Raw genomic sequence first — 20,242 nt, 5'->3', positions numbered from 1 at the left:
AGCGAAGCAATCCAGAGCGGCGTAAACCTCGCTGGATTGCTTCGCTGCGCTCGCAATGACGGAGCAAGTGCCTAACCCACCGGATAGTTCGGCGCCTCGCGGGTGATCGCGACATCGTGGACATGACTTTCGCGCAGGCCCGCGTTGGTGATCTGAACGAAGGTCGCGCGCTCGCGCAAATCCTTGAGCGTGCGGCTGCCGGTATAGCCCATCGCCGCCTTCACGCCGCCGACGAGCTGATGGATCACGTCCTTTGCCGGGCCCTTGAACGGCACCTGCCCCTCGATGCCTTCGGGGACCAGCTTCATCTGGTCCTTGATGTCCTGCTGGAAATAACGGTCGGCCGAGCCGCGCGCCATCGCGCCGACGCTGCCCATGCCGCGATAGCTTTTGTAGGTGCGGCCCTGATAGAGGAAGGTTTCGCCCGGTGCTTCCGCCGTGCCGGCGAGCAGCGATCCGACCATCACGCTCGACGCACCCGCCGCGAGCGCTTTCGCAATGTCGCCCGAAGTGCGCAGCCCCCCGTCGGCGACGATCGGGACGCCCAGCTTTTCGGCGGTCTCGACGCTGTCGAGGATCGCGGTGAGCTGCGGCACGCCGACGCCTGCGACGACGCGCGTCGTGCAGATCGAGCCGGGGCCGATGCCGACCTTCACCCCGTCGGCGCCCGCATCGACGAGCGCGCGCGTGGCATCGCCGGTCGCGACATTGCCCGCGAGCACCTGCACCCGGTTCGACAATTTCTTGATCTTCTCGACCGTCGCGCCGACCATCTTGCTGTGCCCGTGCGCGGTATCGACGACGATCAGGTCGCATTCGGCATCGAGCAGCGCCTCGGCGCGTTCGACACCGCCATCGCCGGTGCTCGTCGCCGCGGCAACGCGCAGCCGCCCGCTCGCATCCTTGGTCGCCTCGGGATAGGTGACCGCTTTCTCCATATCCTTGACGGTGATCAGCCCGACGCAGTGATAGGCGTCGTCGACGACGAGCAGCTTTTCGATGCGGCGCTGGTGCAGCAGGCGGCGCGCTTCGTCCTGGCCGACGCCGGGACGCACGGTGGCGAGATTGTCGGCGGTCATCAGCTCGCGCACCGGCTGCCTGGGGTTTTCGGCGAAGCGCACGTCGCGGTGGGTCAGGATGCCGACGAGCTTGCCCGCGGCCTCGACCACCGGGATGCCCGAGATATTATGCTGCGCCATCAGCGCGATCGCGTCGGAAAGCGACGCGTCGGGACCGATGGTGATCGGGTTGACGATCATGCCGCTTTCGAAGCGCTTGACCTGCCGCACGGCCGCCGCCTGTTCCTCGACGGTCAGGTTGCGGTGGAGCACGCCGATGCCGCCGATCTGCGCCATCAGGATGGCCATGTCGGCCTCGGTCACCGTGTCCATCGCCGACGAGAGGATCGGGATGTTGAGGCTGATCTCGCTCGTCAATCTGGTCGCGAGATTGGCGTCGGACGGCAATATGTCCGAAGGCCCCGGCACCAGCAGCACATCGTCGAAGGTGAGGCCGGTCTTGATCTGCATGGATGCCACTTTCTGCTGCGGGCGGCTTCCGCCCCGGCAGCAAAGGGGCGATGCGCGCGATTCGTTTGGTGGCGGCCCATGTAACCAGTCGCGCCGTGCCGCGCCAGTGGGCGACGCACGATTATTTCGCACTGCAAAGCTATGCGAAGCCCCGGACGGGTGGAACCGGTTGCCTCGTGTGATGGCGCTCGTTAGACCACCGCCTCCATAACATCCAAGGGGAAGAGGTCCAACCGCATGGAATTGACGAACCAGACGCGAGCTGCCCCGGGCGGCCGATCGACCGCCCTCGCCGCCTTCGCCGCGGTGACCGTCCTGTTCTTCGCCTGGGGGTTCATCACGTCGCTGATCGACCCGCTGGTCGCCGCGGTGAAGGGTATCTTCACGCTGAGCGATGCCGAGGCGCAATTGTCGGCCTCCGCCTTCTTCATCGCCTATGGCGTCATGTCCTTCCCCGCCGCGGCCTTGATCGCGCGCGTCCATTCGGTGCCCTCGATCCTGATCGCGCTCGCGACGATGGTCGGCGGCTGCCTGGTCATGCTCGCCGCGGCGAACCTTGCCGTCTATCCGCTCGTGCTGCTCGGGCTGTTCATGCTCGCGAGCGGGATCACCGTGCTGCAGGTCGCGGCGAACCCGCTCGCCGCCGCGCTCGGCGACCCGAAGCGCAGCCATTTCCGCCTGACCCTGAGCCAGACCTTCAACAGCTTCGGCACCTTCATCGGCCCCCTGATCGGCGCGCACCTGTTCCTGCAGGGGGTCGAGGTCAAGGAGGGCGCGGTCGTGACCGAGGCGGTGCGCAAACAGGCGCTCGCCGGGATCGATTCGGCCTATTTCTGGATCTGCGGCCTGATCGCGGCGCTGTTCCTCTTTTTCTGGATCAGCCGCCGCATCGTCGACGCCGCCGTGCCGCCGCCGCCGCTCGGGACCGCGCGCGCCAATATCTTCGAACTGATGGGCGAAGCCTTCGCCTCGCGCTGGGCCAGGCTCGGCGCGCTCGCCATCTTCCTCTATGTCGGCGCCGAAGTCGCGATCGGCACGCAGATGGCGCTGTTTCTCAACAGCGACGCGGTATGGGGCCAGTCCGACGCGCCTTTCGGCGTGCCGCTGCTCGGCTTTACCATGGGCAGCGACGGTGTCGCGGGCGTCTCGCTCCAGGAAGCGGGCAAGGCGGTCGCCTTTTACTGGGGCGGCGCGATGGTCGGGCGCGCGATCGGGTCGCTGCTGCTCGCGCGCGTTTCGGCGACGAAGCTGCTCGCGACCTTTACCGCGATCGCCTGCGGTCTCTGCCTCTATGTCGTCACCGTCGGCGGCGTCACCGCTGGCTTCGTCGCGCTCGCGATCGGGCTGTTCAACTCGATCATGTTCCCGGTGATCTTCACGCTGACGCTCGAGCGCGCCGGGGCGCGGGCCGAGGCGACGTCGGGGCTGCTCTGCACCGCAATCGTCGGCGGCGCAGCGATCCCCGTGCTTGTCGGCAGCCTGTCCGACGCCTGGGGCTATGGCACCGCGCTGATCCTGCCTGCGCTCTGCTATGCGCTGCTGTGTGCCTTCGCGCTCGCCGCGGCGCGCACGCCGCCGGTGCAGGCGGCGGCCGCGGCCACGGTCCATTGATCGGGCACGGCGGCCCGGCGGCAGGCCCCGGCCGGGGGCGCTGAGCTTGGCGGGGCTGTCGATCGAGCGCGCCCGCAAGCGTTTCGGCGACGTCGAGGTGCTGAAAGGCGTTTCGATCGACGTCGCGGACGGCGAGTTCGCGGTGATCGTCGGGCCGTCGGGCTGCGGCAAGTCGACGCTGCTTCGTGCGGTCGCCGGGCTCGAGGATCTGACGGGCGGGACAATCCGCATCGGCGCGCGCGACGTCACCGGCCTCGGGCCGTCCGAGCGCGGCATCGCGATGGTGTTCCAGAGCTATGCGCTCTATCCGCACCTCAGCGCCTATGACAATATGGCGTTCGGCCTGCGGATCGCGAAGGCAAGCAAGGCCGAGATCGACGCCGCGGTGCAGCGCGCCGCCGAAATCCTGAACATCGAAGCGCTTCTCGACCGCAAGCCCGCCGCGCTGTCGGGCGGCCAGCGGCAGCGCGTCGCGATCGGCCGGGCGATCGTGCGCAAGCCGCAGCTTTTTCTGTTCGACGAGCCGCTGTCGAACCTCGACGCCGACCTGCGCGTCCGAATGCGCTATGAATTCGCCGAACTGCACCGCGCGCTCGGCACGACCACTCTCTATGTCACCCACGATCAGGTCGAGGCGATGACGCTCGCCGACCGGATCATCGTGCTGCGCGATGGCCGTATCGAGCAGGCCGGCACGCCGCGCGCGCTTTACGAGCGGCCGGCGAATCTGTTCGTCGCGCAATTCATCGGCGCGCCGCGCATGAACATTCTGCCCGCGACGGTCATCGAGGGCGGCGCGGCGATGCTGGCCGAGGGCAGCGCGATCGCGCTGCCGCCGGGCATAGGCCTGCCCCCCGGCACGCCGGTTTCGGTCGGAGTGCGGCCCGAAGATGTGACGATCGGAGCGGCGGACGGCCTGCCCTTTGCGATCGCCTTCGTCGAACGGCTCGGCGGGCTTGCGACGCTGCACCTGCGCGGCGCGGGACGCGAGACGATCGCGTGCCAGATCCGCGACGACGGGCGGCTGCGCGAAGGCGAGCGCGTTCCGGTCGGCTTTCCGGCCGACCGGCTTCACCTGTTCGATGCCGATGGCCGCCGCCTTGCGGCGGAAGCCGAGGAAGATGCTTGCCATGGCGTCGTGTAACCGGTTACTTTGGCAATCTTCCGTGCCCGGCGCGCGACCGGCCGGAGTCGCGAAGGCGACCCGGCCCATGGGGAAGAGGGGGGTGAGCCTATGGCAACATTGAGGGACGTGGCCCGCGAAGCGGGCGTTTCGGTCGCCACCGCCTCGCGCGCGATCAACGGCCACAGCAATGTCACCGGCCCGACGCGCGCGGCGGTGATGGCCGCGGTGAAAAAGCTCAATTTCGTCCCGCACAGCGGCGCGCGCAGCCTGACGCGGCGCAAGAGCGACACGGTCGGGGTGATCCTGCCCGATCTGTTCGGCGAGTTTTTCTCCGAGATCATCCGCGGCATCGACCTTGTCGCGCATGAGGCCGGGCTGCATCTGCTGCTCGGCAATATGCACGGCAGCGCGCACGAAACCGCAGCGGCGATCGCCGCGATGCGCGGGCGCGTCGACGGGCTGCTCGTCATGCCGCCCGAACTGAAGCCCGAAACGCTCGCCGCGCACCTCGACCCGGTCCTGCCGACGGTGCTGCTCAACTATGATGCGGCGACGCTCGATCTGCCCTATGTCGCGGTCGATAATTATCGCGGCGCGTGGACGATGACCGAGGCACTGCTTGCACGCGGCGCACGGCGCATCGTCCATATCGCCGGACCCAAGCACAACCGCGATGCGCGCGACCGCCAGCGCGGTTTCGCCGATGCGATGGCGAAGATCGCGGGCGAACGCAGCCCGGTGATCCTGCCCGGCGACTTTTCGGAGGAAGCGGGGGCCGAGGCGGCGCGTCTGCTGCTCCAGGGCCAATTGCCCGCCGACGCGGTATTCGCAGCGAACGACCTGATGGCGGTCGGCTGCATCATGCAGCTCGCCGAGGCGGGCAAGTCGGTGCCGGGCGACCTGATGGTCGCGGGGTTCGACGACATTCCGCTCGCGCGGCACGTCAGCCCGGGATTGACGACGATGCGGGTCAAGATCGACCAGCTCGGTTCGACGGGGATGATGATGCTGCTCCGCCTGCTGCGCGGCGATGCGCTGGGTGCGGCGAGCGCGACGATCCTGACCCCGACGCTGATGGCGCGCGGGACGACGCTGGAATCGCATCCGGCGGAGGCGCAGGCGCTCGCACGATGAGGCTGGCGGCGCAACCAACGGCATGGAGCTGACGCGGCGCCGGATGACGGGCGCGCTTGCCGCGCTGCCCCTGTTTGCCGCGCTCGGCGGCTGCGGCGTGCGGCGCGGCGACGCGCTGACCATCTGGGCGATGGGCAATGAAGCGGCGGCACTGCCGCGCCTCGTCGAGACGATGCGGCGCGCGCCCGGGGCGCCGCGCGTAAGGGTGCAGCCGCTGCCCTGGTCGGCGGCGCACCAGAAGCTGCTCACCGGTTTCGCCGGCGGGTCGCTGCCCGCGATCGGACAGGTCGGGAACAGCTGGATCGCCGAAATGGCGACGATCGGCGCGATCGCCCCCGTTCCCGCTTCGATGCAGGGGCTGCTCGCCGACCAATTCGCGGCGGTGGTCGATACCAACCGCATCGGCGGCGAGGTCTGGGCGGTTCCCTGGTATGTCGATACGCGCCTGCAATTTTATCGCACCGACAGGCTTGCGCGCGCCGGACACGATACGCCGCCGCTCGAATGGGCGGCGTGGAAGCGCATGTTGCACGATGTGAAGCGCCTCGCCGGCGACGGCAATTATGCGCTGTGGCTGCCGCTCAACGAATTCGAGCAATTGCTGACCATCGCCCAGTCGGCGGGCGCGCGGCTGCTGCGCGATGCCGACGGGCGCGGCGCCTTTTCGGACCCCGAGTTCAAGGCGGCGCTCGCCTTTTACAAGTCGCTGTTCGACGAAGGGCTCGCGCCGCGCGTGTCGGCGACGCAGATCGCGAACCTGTGGAACGAGTTCGCGCGCGGCTGGTTCAGCGTCTTCATTTCGGGGCCATGGACGATCGGCGACCTTGGCGAGCGGCTGCCGCCCGGCTTTCGGGGCAAATGGGCGACGGCCCCCAATCCCGGCCCGGACGGCATCGGATCGGCGGCGCCCGGCGGATCGAGCCTCGTGGTCTTCGCCGACCATCGCGCGAACGACCATGCGTGGGATTGCCTCGCGCAGCTGCTCGCGCCCGCAGCGCAGATCGAGTTCCATGCGCTGACCGGCGACCTGCCCGCGCGGCGCGCGGCGTGGCAGCAGGCCGGGCTTGCGAGCGACCCTGTCGTCGCGCCATTCGCTACCCAGCTCGAACGCGCCCGCGCGCTGCCGAAAGTGCCCGAATGGGAGCGGATCGTGACCGCGATGCAGCTGGTCGCCGAGCGCATGGTGCGCGGCGAATACAGCGTCGACGAGGCGGCGGCACAGATCGACGCACGCGCCGACCGGCTGCTCGAAAAGCGGCGCTGGATGCTGGAGAAGGGGCGCGCGCTGTGAATGCCGAGCGGCGAGCGGAGGAGGCGCGCGCGGGGTGGGCGATGACCGGCCCGGCGCTTGCGGCGATCCTGATCTTCTTCCTGATCCCGGCGCTGGCATCGCTGCTGCTCAGCTTTACCGATTTCGACATTTATGCGCTCGGCGACATCGCCAATCTGCGCTTCGTGGGGCTGGAGAATTACGCGCGCCTGGTCGAAAATCCGCTGTTCTGGAACGCGATGGGCAACAGCCTGCTGTTCGTGGCGATCGGGACGCCGCTCGTGGCCCTTCTGTCGCTCTGCGCCGCGATACTCGTCCATTCGCGCTGGCTGAGCTGGCGCCCGGTCTGGCGCGTCGCGCTGTTCGCGCCCTATGTGACGACGCTCGTCGCGACCGCGGTCGTCTGGCGCTATCTGCTCCACACGCGCTACGGCCTCGTCAACTATCTGCTGTCGCTGGCCGGCGCGGGGCCGATCGACTGGCTCGGCAGCCCGACCGCCTCGCTGCCCGCGATCCTGATCTTCGTCGCGTGGAAGACCTTCGGCTATAATATGATCATCTTCCTCGCCGCCCTGCAAACGGTGCCGCGCGAACTCGACGAAGCCGCCCGGATCGACGGCGCGGGATGGTTGATGCGGCTGCACCACGTCACCCTGCCCGCGATCGCCCCGACCTTGCTGCTCGTCTCCGTGCTGACCGTCGCGGCGATGTTCCAGCTTTTCGCCGAGCCCTATGTGATGACCGAGGGCGGCCCCGCGCAATCGACCGTCACCATCCTCTATTTCATGTACGAGGAAGGGTTCAAATGGTGGAACCTCGGCTCGGGCGCGGCAGTCGCGGTGCTGCTCTTCCTCTGCATTCTCGCGGTCACGCTCGTGCAATTGCGCTTCGCCAGGCGCGCGGGGGCGATTTGATGCGCCGCGCACTCGTCACCGGCTTCGCCGCGCTCGTCGCGCTCTTGACCATAGCACCGCTGCTGTGGATGCTGTCGGTCAGCTTCATGGCGCCGGGCGAGGCGGCGCAATTTCCGCCGCCGCTGCTTCCCGAAAATCCCGGCCTCGAAAATTACCGGCAGCTTTTCGGCACCTATGGCGTGGGGCGCTTCCTCGCCAACAGCCTGTTCGTCTCGACGCTCGCGACACTGCTCGCTTTGCTCTTCACCGTCCCCGCGGGCTATGCCTTTGCCAAGCTGCGCTTTCGCGGCCGCGATGCGGTCTTCCGCCTGCTCGTCGCCGCGCTCGTCGTGCCGGGGCAGATCGGAATGCTGCCCTTGTTCCTCGAGCTGAAGGCGATGGGGCTCGTCAACAGCTATGCCGGGGCGCTCGTCCCGTGGCTCGCGGGCATCTTCGGCATCTTCCTCGTCCGCCAATATTGCCTGTCGATCCCCGACGAAATGCTCGAAGCGGCGCGCATCGACGGCGCGAGCGAAGGCGAAATATTGCGCCATATCGTGCTGCCGCTGCTGACGCCGGTGGTCGTGACGCTCGCGCTCTTTGTCTTCCTGTCGAGCTGGAACGATTTCATGTGGCCGCTGATCGTCCTTGCCGACCAGCAACTCTATACGCTCCCCGTCGCACTCGCGGCCCTGAGCCGCGAGCATGTGCAGGACAATGAGCTGATGATGGCGGGCGCAGTCGTCACCACCCTCCCCGTCCTCATCCTCTTCCTCGCGCTTCAGCGCTTCTATCTGAGCGGCCTGCTCGCCGGGAGCGTCAAAGGATGAGCCGCCTTCACCTCACGGCGACAAGGCAAGCGTGCCGTTTGCAGCAGCATCGTCGCCCCCGTGACAAGGACAATGGATGACGAACAGCGCTTTCCCCGACGATTTCCTGTGGGGCGCCGCAACCGCCGCCTATCAGATCGAGGGCTCGCCGCTCGCCGACGGCGCGGGGGCGAGCATCTGGCAGCGCTTCAGCCACGATCCGCGGCTGATGGCGGCAAAGGGCGAGACGGGCGATGTTGCGTGCGACCATTATAACCGCATGGACGCCGACGTTGCGCTGATGAAGGCAATCGGGCTCAAGGCCTATCGCTTCAGCGTCAATTGGGGCCGGGTGCTGCCCGAGGGGGTGGGCCGGGTCAACGAGCCGGGGCTCGATTTCTACAAAAAGCTGGTCGACGAGCTGCTGAAGCACGACATCGAACCCCTGCTGACCTTGTATCACTGGGATCTGCCCGTCGCGCTCGACGATCGCGGCGGCTGGCTCAATCGCGACAGCGCCGACTGGTTCGCCGACTATGCCGCGACAATGTTTCGCGCGCTCGACGGCCGCGTGCGGAAATGGGTGACGCTCAACGAGCCGTGGGTGATTACCGATGGCGGCTATCTCCACGGCGCGCTCGCGCCCGGCCATCGCAACCTGTTCGAGACGCCGATCGCGAGCCACAATCTGATGCGCGCGCACGGGCGCGCGGTCGAGGTCTATCGTTCCGAGGGGGCGCACGAGATCGGCCTCGTCGTCAATATCGAGCCCAAATATCCGGCGAGCGACAGCGCCGCCGACATCGCTGCGACCGAGCGCGCGCACGCCTATATGAACCGGCAATATCTGGATGCCGCGCTGAAAGGACGCTATCCCGCCGAACTGGCAGGGATTTTCGGCGAGGCGTGGACCGAATGGCCCGCGGAGGACATGGCCCAGATCCACCAGCCGCTCGATTTCGTCGGCATCAACTATTATACGCGCAGCGTCGTGAAGGACGATCCGGGCGCGTGGCCGGTCGGCGCCGCGCCGGTGCCGCAGAATGCGACGCACACGACCACCGGCTGGGAGGTCTGCCCGCCCGCGCTGACCGACATGTTGCTGTGGTTCAGGGACAGCTATGGCGATATCCCTGTCTATATCACCGAAAATGGCGCCGCCTTCTACGATCCGCCGCAGGCCGGCCCCGACGGCATCGACGACCCGCTGCGTTGCGACTATCTGCGCACGCATATCGCCGCGATCGGCGATGCGATCAAAAAGGGCGTCGATGTGCGCGGCTATATGGTCTGGTCGCTGCTCGACAATCTCGAATGGTCGCTTGGCTATTCGAAGCGCTTCGGCATCGTCCATGTCGACTATGCGACGCAGGTCCGGAGCCCCAAGCGCAGCGCGCGCTTTTACGCCAATATCATCAAGACCAATGGAGGAAATCTCGCATGAAACGCTGGCTGATCACCCTGTTCGCAGCGCTGCTCGCCCTGCCCGCCGCCGCGAAGGACAAAGCCGATCGCGTCAGCGCGATGACCTATAACATCCGCCTCGACCTCGCCTCCGACGGCGCCGACGCCTGGCCGCATCGCAGGAAGGCGCTGACCAGCCTCGTCGCTTATTATGCGCCCGATTTCGTCGGAATGCAGGAAGTGCTGCTGCACCAGAAGCGGCAGGTCGAGGCCGACCTGCCCGCCTACACCTTCGTCGGCGTCGGCCGCGACGACGGCAAGGAGGCCGGCGAATTTTCGATGCTCGGCTATCGTCCCGATCGCTTCGCCCTGCTCGGCTCGGGCACTTTCTGGCTGTCGCCGACGCCCGACACGCCCAGCAAGGGCTGGGATGCCGCGCTGCCGCGCATCGCGACCTGGGCGCGGCTGAAGGACAGGAGCGCCGCGCAGAACTTTCTCGTCGTCAACACGCATTTCGACCATATCGGCGAGGTCGCGCGGGTCGAAAGCGCGAAGCTGATCCGCCGCTGGATCGGAGACCATCGGCAAGAGGGCGACGCGGTCGTGCTGATGGGCGATTTCAACAGCGAGACGGGCAGCGCGCCCTACAAGGCGATCCTCGCGCCGGGCGCCGGGCTGATCGCGCTGCACGACACGCAGGATATCAGCCGCACGCCGCATTTCGGCCCCGACGGCACCTTCACCGGCTTCAAGATCGAACAGCTTGCCGGCAGCCCGATCGACCATATCTTCGTGAACGACGGCGTCGCGGTGCTGCGTCACGCAACGATCACGCAGCAGACGGGGGGCCGACTGCCCTCCGACCATTATCCGGTGCTGGCCGACCTGTGCGTCGGCAAGGGCTGCTGATCCATGTGGCGGTGGCCGACGCTCCTCGCTGCGCTGCTCGTCGCCGCCTGTGCGGCGACACCGCCGCCGCAAGCCGCGCCGCCACCGCCCGCCCGCAGCGCCACCGAACTAGCCAAAGGCTGGCAATTCCGTTTCGACGACGCGCTGACGCCCGAAACGGCGCTCGCCCTGCCCGACGCCGAATGGCAGGCGGTGACGCTGCCGCATACGTGGAACCGGCTCGGCGAATATCGGATCGGCCGCACTGGCGCGACCGACAACCGGCAGGGCAAGGGCTGGTACCGGCTGCGCCTCGACGGCCGCACCCTGCCCGCCGGCAAGCGTCATGTCATCGAATTCGACGCGGTCGGCAACATCGCCGACCTGTGGGTGAACGGCCGCCATGTCGGACGCCATGCGGGCGCCTGGTCGCGCTTCCGCTTCGACCTGACCGGCTATCTCGATCCGGCGCGTGCCAATATCCTGCTGCTGCGCGCCGACAACAGCGCGCCGGCGCCGGGAAGCAGCACCGCCGGCGTGATCCCGCTCGACGGCGATTTCTTCATCCACGGCGGCCCCTATCGCGGCGTGCGCCTGCTCCATGTCGCGCCGAGCCATATCGCGCTCGGCGATCATGGCAGCGCGGGCGTGTTCGCAACGCCGGTGGTCGAGAGCGACGGATCGGGCCGCCTCGACGTCCGCGTCGAACTCGAAGGCATTGCCGCCGGACAGAGCCTCGTTGCGACCTTGCGCGATGCCGAAGGCCGCAGCATCGGCGAAGCGACGCGGCCAGTCGCGGCGGGTCAGCGCGGCCTCGAATTTTCGATCGACGTCCCCGCGCCGCACCGCTGGGACGGGCGCGCCGATCCCTATCTCTATCGCCTCGACACGCGCCTCGCCGATGCAGGCGGCACGCTCGACGCAGTGAGCGTGCCGGTCGGCTTTCGCACCATCCGCTTCGACCCCGAGCAGGGCTTTTTCCTCAACGGCAGGCATCTGCCGCTCCATGGGGTGTCGCGGCACCAGGACTATCTCGGCAAGGGCTGGGCGCTGACCCGCGCCGACCATGAGCGCGACATGGCGCTGATCGCCGAAATGGGCGCGAACACCGTCCGCTTTGCCCATTATCAGCATGCGCCCGACTGGTACGAACTCGCCGACCGCTACGGCATGATCGTCTGGTCGGAGATTCCGTTCGTGAACAAGATCTCGTTCGGCGCGGCAACTGCATCGCCCGATCTCGTCGCCAATGCGCGCACGCAATTGCAGGAGCTGATCCGGCAGAATTACAATCATCCCTCGGTCGTGACCTGGGGGGTCGGCAATGAGGTCGATCTCGACGTCGCGCTCGGGCGGCTCGATCCCAAGGCCGATGCGCGGCCGCTGCTGCGCGAGTTGAACGCGCTCGCGCACAGCGAAGATGCGACGCGCCCGACGGTGATGGCCGATTGCTGCGAAGCGACGCACGAGACGCTGACGCCGGACGCCAGGCCCGTCCAGCCGCCGCTGACCGGGATCACCGATCTCGTCGGCTATAACCGCTATTATGGCTGGTATTACGGCAAGCCCGCCGACCTCGGCCCGCATCTCGACCGGATGCACGCGCGCTATCCCGCGGTGCCTTTGTCGGTCAGCGAATATGGCGCGGGCGGCGCGCTCACCCAGCATGTCGCCGATCCGGCAAGCCACAAGATCAATGCCGGCGGGCGCCCGCACCCCGAGGAATATCAGAGCTGGCTCCACGAACAGAGCTGGCCGCAGCTGCGCGACCGTCCCTATCTGTGGGCGACGTGGATCTGGAACATGTTCGATTTCGCTTCGAAGGTGCGGCAGGAGGGCGACGCGACCGACATCAACGACAAGGGGCTGGTCACCTATGATCGTAAGGTCAAGAAGGACGCCTTTTATTATTACAAGGCGCAATGGTCCAATGCGCCGGTCGTCCACATCACCAGCCGCCGCTGGCGCGATCGCACCGATGCGAAAACCGCGATCAAGGTTTACAGCAATGCGCCGCGCGTGGCCTTGACGCTCAACGGCGCTTCGCTCGGCGACATTGCCTGCGCGGACCGGATTTGCACATTTCCCGATGCAACGCTGGCGCCGGGCGAGAATGTCGTGACGGCGCGCGCGGACTTTCCGTCGGGGCCGGTGCGCGACGAGGTGCGCTGGACGCTCGCAGCGCCGTGACGGCCCGAGGGCGATCGACTGTAATGAACGCGTAGGAGCGTTCGTGTGTCCCCGCGGAGCCGAAGGCGGCGCGTAGCGCCAACGCGGGGCCCCATCTTCGGCCGGTTCAACATGGCACCGGCCGGAAGATGGGGCCCCGCCTTCGCGGGAGCGCACATGTTTACGCTTACTCGGCCTTCGCCTCGTCGAGCCAGCCGCCGGTGAAACCGATGCGCTTGAGCCCGCGAATGATGTGCGGATTCTTGCGCATCACCTTCCACACCAGCCCGCTGCGGTGATTTTCCATCATCGCGAGGATCGGGCCCTGGTCGATGCCGAGATAGTCGCCCGCGACCCATCCGTGCTGCGGATCGACCGCGCCCGATTTCGATCCGGCATCGGTGAAGGTGAAGCTGGGGTTGATCGCGTCCTTGAAGCCATAGCGGCTATAGAGCCGCGCCCCATATTTGACGCGCATCGCCATCAGCGCGGGGATCGCCGCTTCGGGCGCGAAGGCGACCGAGCCGCCGGGCGCGGTCGGGACGATCGTGCCGTCGTCGACGATCCGCTTCGCACTTACCCCGCGCGCCATATAGCCGTTGAAGCTGCGCGGCGTGCCGTTGACGCTATATTTGTCCTTTGAATAGCCGGGGCCGTCCGACGCGGTCCAGCCCCAGATGTCGGCGCTGTAGTCGGTCCAATTATTCGGATTGTCGGCGCCATAATCGCGCTGTGACAGCGTAGCGCGGCGGCTGTTCTCGAAATAGTCGATGCCCTTGCCGCGCATGAACGCGTCCCGAATGCCGCGGAAATCGACCCAGACATGACTGTATTGATGGCCGAAGAGCGGCTCGAACTGCAGGAAGTCGCGGCCATAGAAGCGGCCCCAATCCTCGTCGAGACGCGCGGCCCAGCCCTTGTCCCAGGCGTCCTTGCTCACGGCATGCGTCGGCGAGCCGAGCGCGAGGATGTAAACGAGCATCCCTTCATTATAGCCGACCCAGTCGTGCGTCCCGAAATCGCCGCCCGCGCCGCGTTCGGGATACCAGCCCATCGCGATCGCGTCGGCTCCGCCGCCGTTGCCCGAGGGGATGCTGCTGTTCCTGCGCTGGACGAAAGTCCAGTCGACGCGGGCGTAGATTTTTTCCGCAAGGTCGCGGATCTCGGCCTCTACCGCCGTATCGCGGTCGTAATAGCTTTGCGCGAAGAGCACGCCGCCGAGCAGCAGCGTCGTGTCGACGGTCGACAGCTCGGTCTTGCCGCGGCGCGTGCCGTCCGCATTGTTCAGGAAATGATAGAAAAAGCCCTTGTAGCCGCTGACGCCGCTCGCCGCCGGTCCCTGCGGCGCGGTCCAGTAGAAGCGCAGGCAATCGCGCGTCCGCTCCGCCGCTTCGTCGCGGGTTACATAGCCGCGCTCGGCGCCGATCCCGAAAGCGGTGAGCGCAAAGCCCGTCGAGGCGATCGACGAGAAGGGATTGCTCGGCCAGCGATCGGGCGCAAGGCAGCGCTCGCGGCTCGTCGTGTCCCAGAAATAGCGGAAGGTCCGCTCGCTCAGATCCTCGGCAAATTGCGCCTCGGTCAGCGGCGCGAGCGCCGGCGGGGCGGACGAGGGCGCAGGCGCCGTCGTCGCGGCGGGCGTGCAGGCGGCGAGCGCCAGGAAAGGCAAGGCGAGCGACCCGAGCCGGAAGGTCATATCATACTCCAAAGATTAGGGGCTGGCCCCTAAAAGCGGGCGCCCGGTCGCGGGAGGGGGTGTGACCGGACGCCCGCTGGTTCGACCGGTTCAGAACTGGAAACCGGCCGAAAGCTTGATCGTCCGCGGTGGGCCGTCGATGGCGACATTCTCGACATTGCGGGCACCCGTTTCCGCACTGAAACTGTTGTAGTTTCGATCGTTGAACAGGTTGATGATGTCGATGCGGAAACGCAGCCGCGCCTCGTCGCTGACGAACTTGATCGGCACATATTTGGTGATCGACAGGTCCATCTGGCGATAGCCCCACAGATCGCCGTTGCCGTCGGTCTTGGTCGTAACCACGTCACGGCTCGGCGGCGGGCCGGCGCTCGAAACGACTCGCGCCAGATATTTGGGCGAGGCGATCTGGAACTTGCCCGACAGGGTGAAGCCGCCCGGAATATCGACCGTGCCGGCGACGACGAAGCGATGCTTGCGCACGCCGGTCGAGGTGATGAAGGGATAGTCCTCCATGCTCGGGAAATCGAGGCTGAACACCTCGCCGAACTGCCGGTTCTCCTCGGCATCGGTGAAGGTATAGGTCGCATCGAGGCTCCACGGCGAGGCGATCGTATAGCGCTTCGACAGCTTCAGATAGGCCGTGTTCGCGCGCGTCTCGATGCCGTTGGTGCCGATGATGATGCTGCCGAACGGCGCCGGCGGCGAGCCGAAGGGCGATCCGGGGATGCCGGTGTCGGGATTGATGACGAAGAAGCTGCCATCGGCATTGCGATTGCCGAGCAGATAGGCGAAGCCGTCGTGGCTTTCGACATAGCTGTAGCCAACCTCGGTATCGAGCAGGCCGAAACGCCCGCGCACGCCCAGGCTGAACTGGTCCGAATAGGGCATCTTCAGGTCGTTCTTGATGAAACGCAGCTCGCCGCCCGTGCCCGGCGGCAGCCCGGCGAGCAGCGCATCGCGCCCGGCCTGCGTCAGATAGACCGGGTCCCAGGGAATGCAGGTCGCGCTCGGCGTGCAGACATTGTCGCCGTCGCCGGGGTTGTTGAAGTTGAACGTGCGGGTCGCATAGAGGCCCTGGATCAGTTCCTGCTGGATGAAGTCGAACTGCGTCCGGTCATAGGAGCGGCCGTAGCCGCCGAAGACCGCGAAACGCCCCTCCTCGTCGATCTCATAGGTGAAGCCGACGCGCGGCTGCCATGCGCCGGTGAACGCCTTCCGCTCGCTGCCGGTCGAGATATAGTCGTTGATGTCGTAATTGGCGTTGAGCAGATTGGTATAGGGCGGCGTGACCGTGCCGTCGGGCGCGGTATAGGAGGCCTGGCCGCTGACGAAGGCCGCGATCGCGGGATCGTGGGCATAGTCGAGGAAGGCCGGGGTCTCCTCATAATCCCAGCGCACGCCGAGGTTGAGCGTCAGCCGGTCCGAAACCTCCCAATCGTCCTGAATATAGAGGCCGAGCTGGAAATTGTCGGAGGTAATGTTGGGATCGGCGTCGCCGACCGGTGCGCCGAACGCCATCCGATAGGGGATGCTGTCGTTGAAGCTGCCGTCGCCGTCGGGGTCGTAATTGACATTATAGGTGAAAACCGGGTTCACGCCGTTGAGCTGCGTCGTGTGCAATTCGACCCATTTCGCCTTCACGCCGGCCTTGATCGTGTGATTGTCGAAACCGGTGTAGGTGAAGTCGTTCGACACCTGCCAGCCCGATTGTCCCTTGTCCTGGAAGTTCGTGCCGCCGCCGAAGCGCAAGATGTCGCCGCGCCGCGTACCGGTGCCGCTCGCGTCGGGGACGATCGCGTTGAATACGGTGACGTTGCCGAACTGGAGCGGGCGCGGCCCCCAGGTCACATCTTCATAGGCGACCTTGAAATCGTTGATCCACGTGTCGGCGGTATGCTCCCAGCGCGCGAGCCCGCGCCATTCCTCGACCTTCGCGATCGTGCGCGTGTCGAAGGCGCTGATCCCGCTGTTGAACTGCTCGCCCGATTCGTCGCGATATTTGACCGAAAATTCGAACAGATCGCGCGAAGTCGGGGTGAAATTCAATTTCCCGAAATAGAGATTTTCGTTGAACGTCTCGGTCGCGGGGCCGAAATAGCCCTGATATTCGGATGGAAAATAGCTGACCGGAAGGTCGAGCCCAGGGGCGACGTCGCGCGGGTTGGTGCGGCGCTTGCCCTCATAGGTCACGAAGAAGTGCAGCATATCCTCGATGATCGGACCGCCGAGCGATCCGCCGAACTGCATGTCCTTGGTCCGCACCTTGTCGATCGTCGTCGGATAGATTTCGTTCGGGAGCCGGTCGCGCAGGTCCTGGTTGGTGAAGTCGAAAAAGCCTTCGCCATGGAATTCGTTGGTGCCCGATTTGGTCACCGCGGTGACCGCGACCGAGCTCACCTGATCGAACTCGGCCTTGTAGTTCGACGAGATGACGCGATATTCGCCGATCGCGAGCTGCGGGAACGGGTTGCCCTGCGTCGAATCCTGGCCGGTGATGCCGTTTTTGAGGACATAATCCTTCTGGCCGATGCCATCGATGAAGATGTTGACCGCCTGGCTGCCCTGCGCGCCGCCCTGCAGGCGCGACTGGTCGCTGCTGTTGGTGATGAACTGCACGCCCGGTGCGAGGTCGGCGAAGGCGAGGAAGTTGCGGTTGTTCTGCGGCAGCTGTTCGATCAGCCGCTGGCTGATGTTCGTGCCGACCTCGCCGCCTTCCATCGTGCGGATGCGGGTGCCGGTGACGATGATCGCGTCTTCGCCGCCGGTCGCGATGTCGGGCGCCGAGAAATCGAAGTCGAGCACGGCGTTTTGTGCGACGCTCAGCGTGAATTCGTCGGTGCTGCGCACCCCGTCCGGCGTCGTCAGCTCGAGCCGATAGGTGCCTACGGGGAGCGATGCGAAATTATAGCCGCCGTTCGCATCGACCGCGACGCTGCGCTGGAAGCCGGTGTTGACGTTGATCGCGGTGACCTGGCTGACCCCGCCCTCGGCTTTCACCGTGCCGCGCAGCGAAGCGTTCGACACTTGCGCGTGCGCGGGTGCCGCAACGCCGAGCGCGAGCGCGCCGGCGGCGCTGCTCCATGCGAGCGCGGCGGCGAGTGCGCGGGCACGCGAACGGCGCGCACCATGAATGTGATGAGACTGTACTGACGTCACGGCATCCTCCCTTTTTGTAGCCCCGGCGCCCGCGCTCGCTTCTTCCGTCGGCCGGCCTTGCCACCGGCATGACGACGAATCGCGGGATAGCCCGTCTTGGTATTTTGGGTTTGTAACCGGTTTCACAATCGCTGTATAGGGGGCAAGCAACACGGGCGAACCTATGGCGCTCGCTTCGAAAAGGGTGGATTTCAGCCGTTTCTCCGTGCTGAAGGCCCAAGACAATATTTTGGGAAGGACGAATCATGCCGTCGATGCCGCGCAACCTCACGCACCTGACGCTCGCGACATTATTGCTCTCCGGCGCGCTTTCGCCCGCCCCGCTGCTGGCGAAACCGGCGGCCGAATCGGCGCCGGTCGATTCGACCGGATGGGAAAAGCCCGACCCGAAGATGGACCGCTTCATCGCCGATCTGATGGCGAAGATGACGCTCGAGGAAAAGATCGGCCAGTTGTCGCTGCTCACCAGCGACTGGGATTCGACCGGGCCGACGATGCGCAAGGGCTATCAGGAGGATATTCGCAAGGGGCGCATCGGGTCCATCTTCAACGCCTTTACCGCCAGATATACGCGCGACCTGCAACGGCTGGCGGTCGAGGAAACGCGGCTGAAAATCCCCCTGCTGTTCGGCTATGACGTCGTCCACGGCCACCGCACCATCTTCCCCATCTCGCTCGGCGAAGCCGCGAGTTGGGATTTGAATGCCATTGAAAAATCAGCAAGAATTTCCGCGGCAGAAGCCGCGGCCGAGGGCCTTCACTGGACCTTCGCGCCGATGGTCGACATCGCGCGCGACCCGCGCTGGGGCCGCGTGTCCGAAGGCGCCGGCGAGGACGTCTATCTGGGCAGCCGTATCGCCGAGGCGCGGGTGCGCGGCTTTCAGGGCAGCGACCTCAAGGCCACCGACACCATTCTGGCGACCGTGAAGCATTTCGCCGCCTATGGCGCGGCGCAGGCGGGGCGCGACTATAATACGGTCGACATTTCCGAACGGACGCTGCGCGACATCTATCTGCCGCCGTTCAAGGCCGCCGCCGATGCCGGCGCCGCGACCTTCATGACCTCGTTCAACGAATATGACGGCATTCCCGCCTCGGGGAATCATTATCTGCTGACCGACGTGCTGCGCGACAAATGGGGCTTCAAGGGCTTCGTCGTAACCGATTACACGTCGATCAACGAAATGGTCGCGCACGGCTATTCGAAGGATCTGAAACAGGCGGGCGAGCAGGCGATCAACGCCGGGGTCGATATGGACATGCAGGGCGCGGTCTATATGGAAAACCTTGCGAAATCGGTCGCCGAGGGCAAGGTCGACGTCGCGCGCATCGACGCCGCGGTGAAGGCGATCCTCGAGATGAAATACCGCCTCGGCCTGTTCGACGATCCCTATCGCTATTCGGACGAGGCGCGCGAAAAGGCGACCGTCTATCGCGCCGACTTCCTCGACGCCGCGCGCGACGTCGCGCGCAAGTCGATGGTGCTGCTCAAGAACGACGGCGCCCTCCCCCTCGCCGCGTCGGCGAAGTCGATCGCGGTGATCGGCCCGCTCGGCGACAGCAAGGCCGACATGATCGGCAGCTGGGCGGCCGCGGGCGACCGCAAGACGCGTCCCGTAACCCTGCTCGAAGGGATGCAGGCGCGCGCGCCGAAGGGGCAGATCGTCGCCTATGCCAAGGGCGCGAGCTACGCCTTCGAGGATTCGGGCAAGACCGACGGCTTCGCCGAGGCGATCGCGCTCGCGCAGAAGTCCGACGTGATCGTCGCCGCGATGGGCGAGCGCTGGGACATGACCGGCGAGGCGGCGAGCCGCACCTCGCTCGACCTGCCCGGCAACCAGCAGGCACTGCTCGAAGAACTCAAGAAGACCGGCAAACCGATCATCCTCGTGCTGATGAGCGGGCGGCCGAACAGCATCGAATGGGCGAACGACCATGTCGATGCGATCCTCGAGGCCTGGTACCCCGGCACGATGGGCGGCCATGCGATCGCCGATGTGCTTTACGGCGACTATAATCCGTCGGGCAAATTGCCGATCACCTTTCCGCGCAACGTCGGGCAGGTGCCGATCTTCCACGACATGAAGAACACCGGGCGGCCGATCGACCCCGCGCAGCCGAATGCCAAATATGTCTCGCGCTACCTCAACACGCCGAACACGCCGCTCTATCCTTTCGGCTATGGCCTCAGCTACACGAGCTTCACCTATTCGCCGGTGACGCTGAGCAAGACAAGCATCCGGCCCGGCGAGCCGCTGACCGCGACCGTCACCGTCACCAACAGCGGCGCGCGCGACGGCGAGGAGGTCGTCCAGCTCTATGTCCGCGACCTCGTCGGATCGGTGACGCGGCCGGTGAAGGAGCTGAAGGGGTTTCAGAAGCTGATGCTCAAGAAGGGCGAATCGCGACGGGTGAGCTTCACCCTGACCGACGCCGACCTCGCCTTCACCCGCGCCGACATGAGCTGGGGCAGCGAGCCCGGCCAGTTCAAGCTGCGGGTCGGGCCGTCGTCGGCCGAAGGGTCCGAGGCCGATTTCGAGCTGACGAAATAGGAGGC

At 66.2% G+C, this 20,242-nt stretch carries 13 protein-coding genes; 10 read left to right on the top strand and 3 right to left on the bottom strand.

The annotated features are described in order from the left end of the window. Positions 1–71: 71 nt before the first annotated feature. Entirely contained in the window at positions 72–1,529 is a 1,458-nt protein-coding gene (gene guaB, locus KNJ79_RS06860) for an IMP dehydrogenase (RefSeq protein ID WP_089214716.1), read from the bottom strand. A 237-nt stretch (positions 1,530–1,766) separates the two neighbouring features. On the opposite strand from guaB, the gene KNJ79_RS06855 reads away from it, so the two are divergent. From KNJ79_RS06855 to KNJ79_RS06815, 9 genes are all read left to right on the top strand, one after another. Next, complete coding sequence (locus tag KNJ79_RS06855) at positions 1,767–3,140, top strand: MFS transporter (RefSeq protein ID WP_317153352.1); 1,374 nt, start codon at positions 1,767–1,769, stop codon at positions 3,138–3,140. A gap of 46 nt (positions 3,141–3,186) precedes the next feature. Next, on the top strand, positions 3,187–4,284 hold the full coding sequence (locus KNJ79_RS06850; protein WP_317153351.1) for an ABC transporter ATP-binding protein: 1,098 nt from the start codon (positions 3,187–3,189) through the stop codon (positions 4,282–4,284). Positions 4,285–4,374: 90 nt separating this feature from the next. Beyond that, positions 4,375–5,400, top strand: coding sequence for a LacI family DNA-binding transcriptional regulator (locus KNJ79_RS06845; protein ID WP_317153350.1), 1,026 nt, complete (start codon positions 4,375–4,377; stop codon positions 5,398–5,400). 22 nt (positions 5,401–5,422) lie between these two features. Then, entirely contained in the window at positions 5,423–6,691 is a 1,269-nt protein-coding gene (locus tag KNJ79_RS06840; protein WP_317153349.1) for an extracellular solute-binding protein, read from the top strand. Then, complete coding sequence (locus KNJ79_RS06835) at positions 6,688–7,584, top strand: carbohydrate ABC transporter permease (protein WP_317153348.1); 897 nt, start codon at positions 6,688–6,690, stop codon at positions 7,582–7,584. Before KNJ79_RS06840 ends, KNJ79_RS06835 begins: the two co-directional genes overlap by 4 nt. Next, complete coding sequence (locus KNJ79_RS06830) at positions 7,584–8,393, top strand: carbohydrate ABC transporter permease (RefSeq protein ID WP_317153871.1); 810 nt, start codon at positions 7,584–7,586, stop codon at positions 8,391–8,393. The genes KNJ79_RS06835 and KNJ79_RS06830 overlap by 1 nt, the downstream gene beginning before the upstream one ends. A 76-nt stretch (positions 8,394–8,469) precedes the next feature. After that, positions 8,470–9,816, top strand: coding sequence for a GH1 family beta-glucosidase (locus KNJ79_RS06825; protein ID WP_317153347.1), 1,347 nt, complete (start codon positions 8,470–8,472; stop codon positions 9,814–9,816). After that, the gene (locus tag KNJ79_RS06820) at positions 9,813–10,685 is read left to right on the top strand and encodes an endonuclease/exonuclease/phosphatase family protein (RefSeq protein ID WP_317153346.1); all 873 of its coding nucleotides are present in this window, start codon (positions 9,813–9,815) and stop codon (positions 10,683–10,685) included. Before KNJ79_RS06825 ends, KNJ79_RS06820 begins: the two co-directional genes overlap by 4 nt. Positions 10,686–10,688: 3 nt before the next feature. After that, entirely contained in the window at positions 10,689–12,854 is a 2,166-nt protein-coding gene (locus KNJ79_RS06815) for a glycoside hydrolase family 2 protein (RefSeq protein ID WP_317153345.1), read from the top strand. A gap of 166 nt (positions 12,855–13,020) precedes the next feature. On the opposite strand, the gene KNJ79_RS06810 is transcribed toward KNJ79_RS06815, so the two are convergent. Further along, positions 13,021–14,526: a glucoamylase family protein gene (locus KNJ79_RS06810; protein ID WP_317153344.1), complete on the bottom strand. Its 1,506-nt coding sequence runs from the start codon at positions 14,524–14,526 to the stop codon at positions 13,021–13,023. 90 nt (positions 14,527–14,616) lie between these two features. Further along, on the bottom strand, positions 14,617–17,685 hold the full coding sequence (locus KNJ79_RS06805; protein ID WP_317153343.1) for a TonB-dependent receptor: 3,069 nt from the start codon (positions 17,683–17,685) through the stop codon (positions 14,617–14,619). 245 nt (positions 17,686–17,930) lie between these two features. On the opposite strand from KNJ79_RS06805, the gene bglX reads away from it, so the two are divergent. After that, entirely contained in the window at positions 17,931–20,237 is a 2,307-nt protein-coding gene (bglX, locus tag KNJ79_RS06800; protein WP_317153342.1) for a beta-glucosidase BglX, read from the top strand. Positions 20,238–20,242: the final 5 nt, after the last annotated feature.

This window comes from Sphingopyxis indica (assembly GCF_032879645.1).
In the GTDB taxonomy this organism is placed as follows: Bacteria; Pseudomonadota; Alphaproteobacteria; order Sphingomonadales; family Sphingomonadaceae; genus Sphingopyxis; species Sphingopyxis indica.
This window is presented reverse-complemented; position numbering and strand designations above follow the sequence as displayed.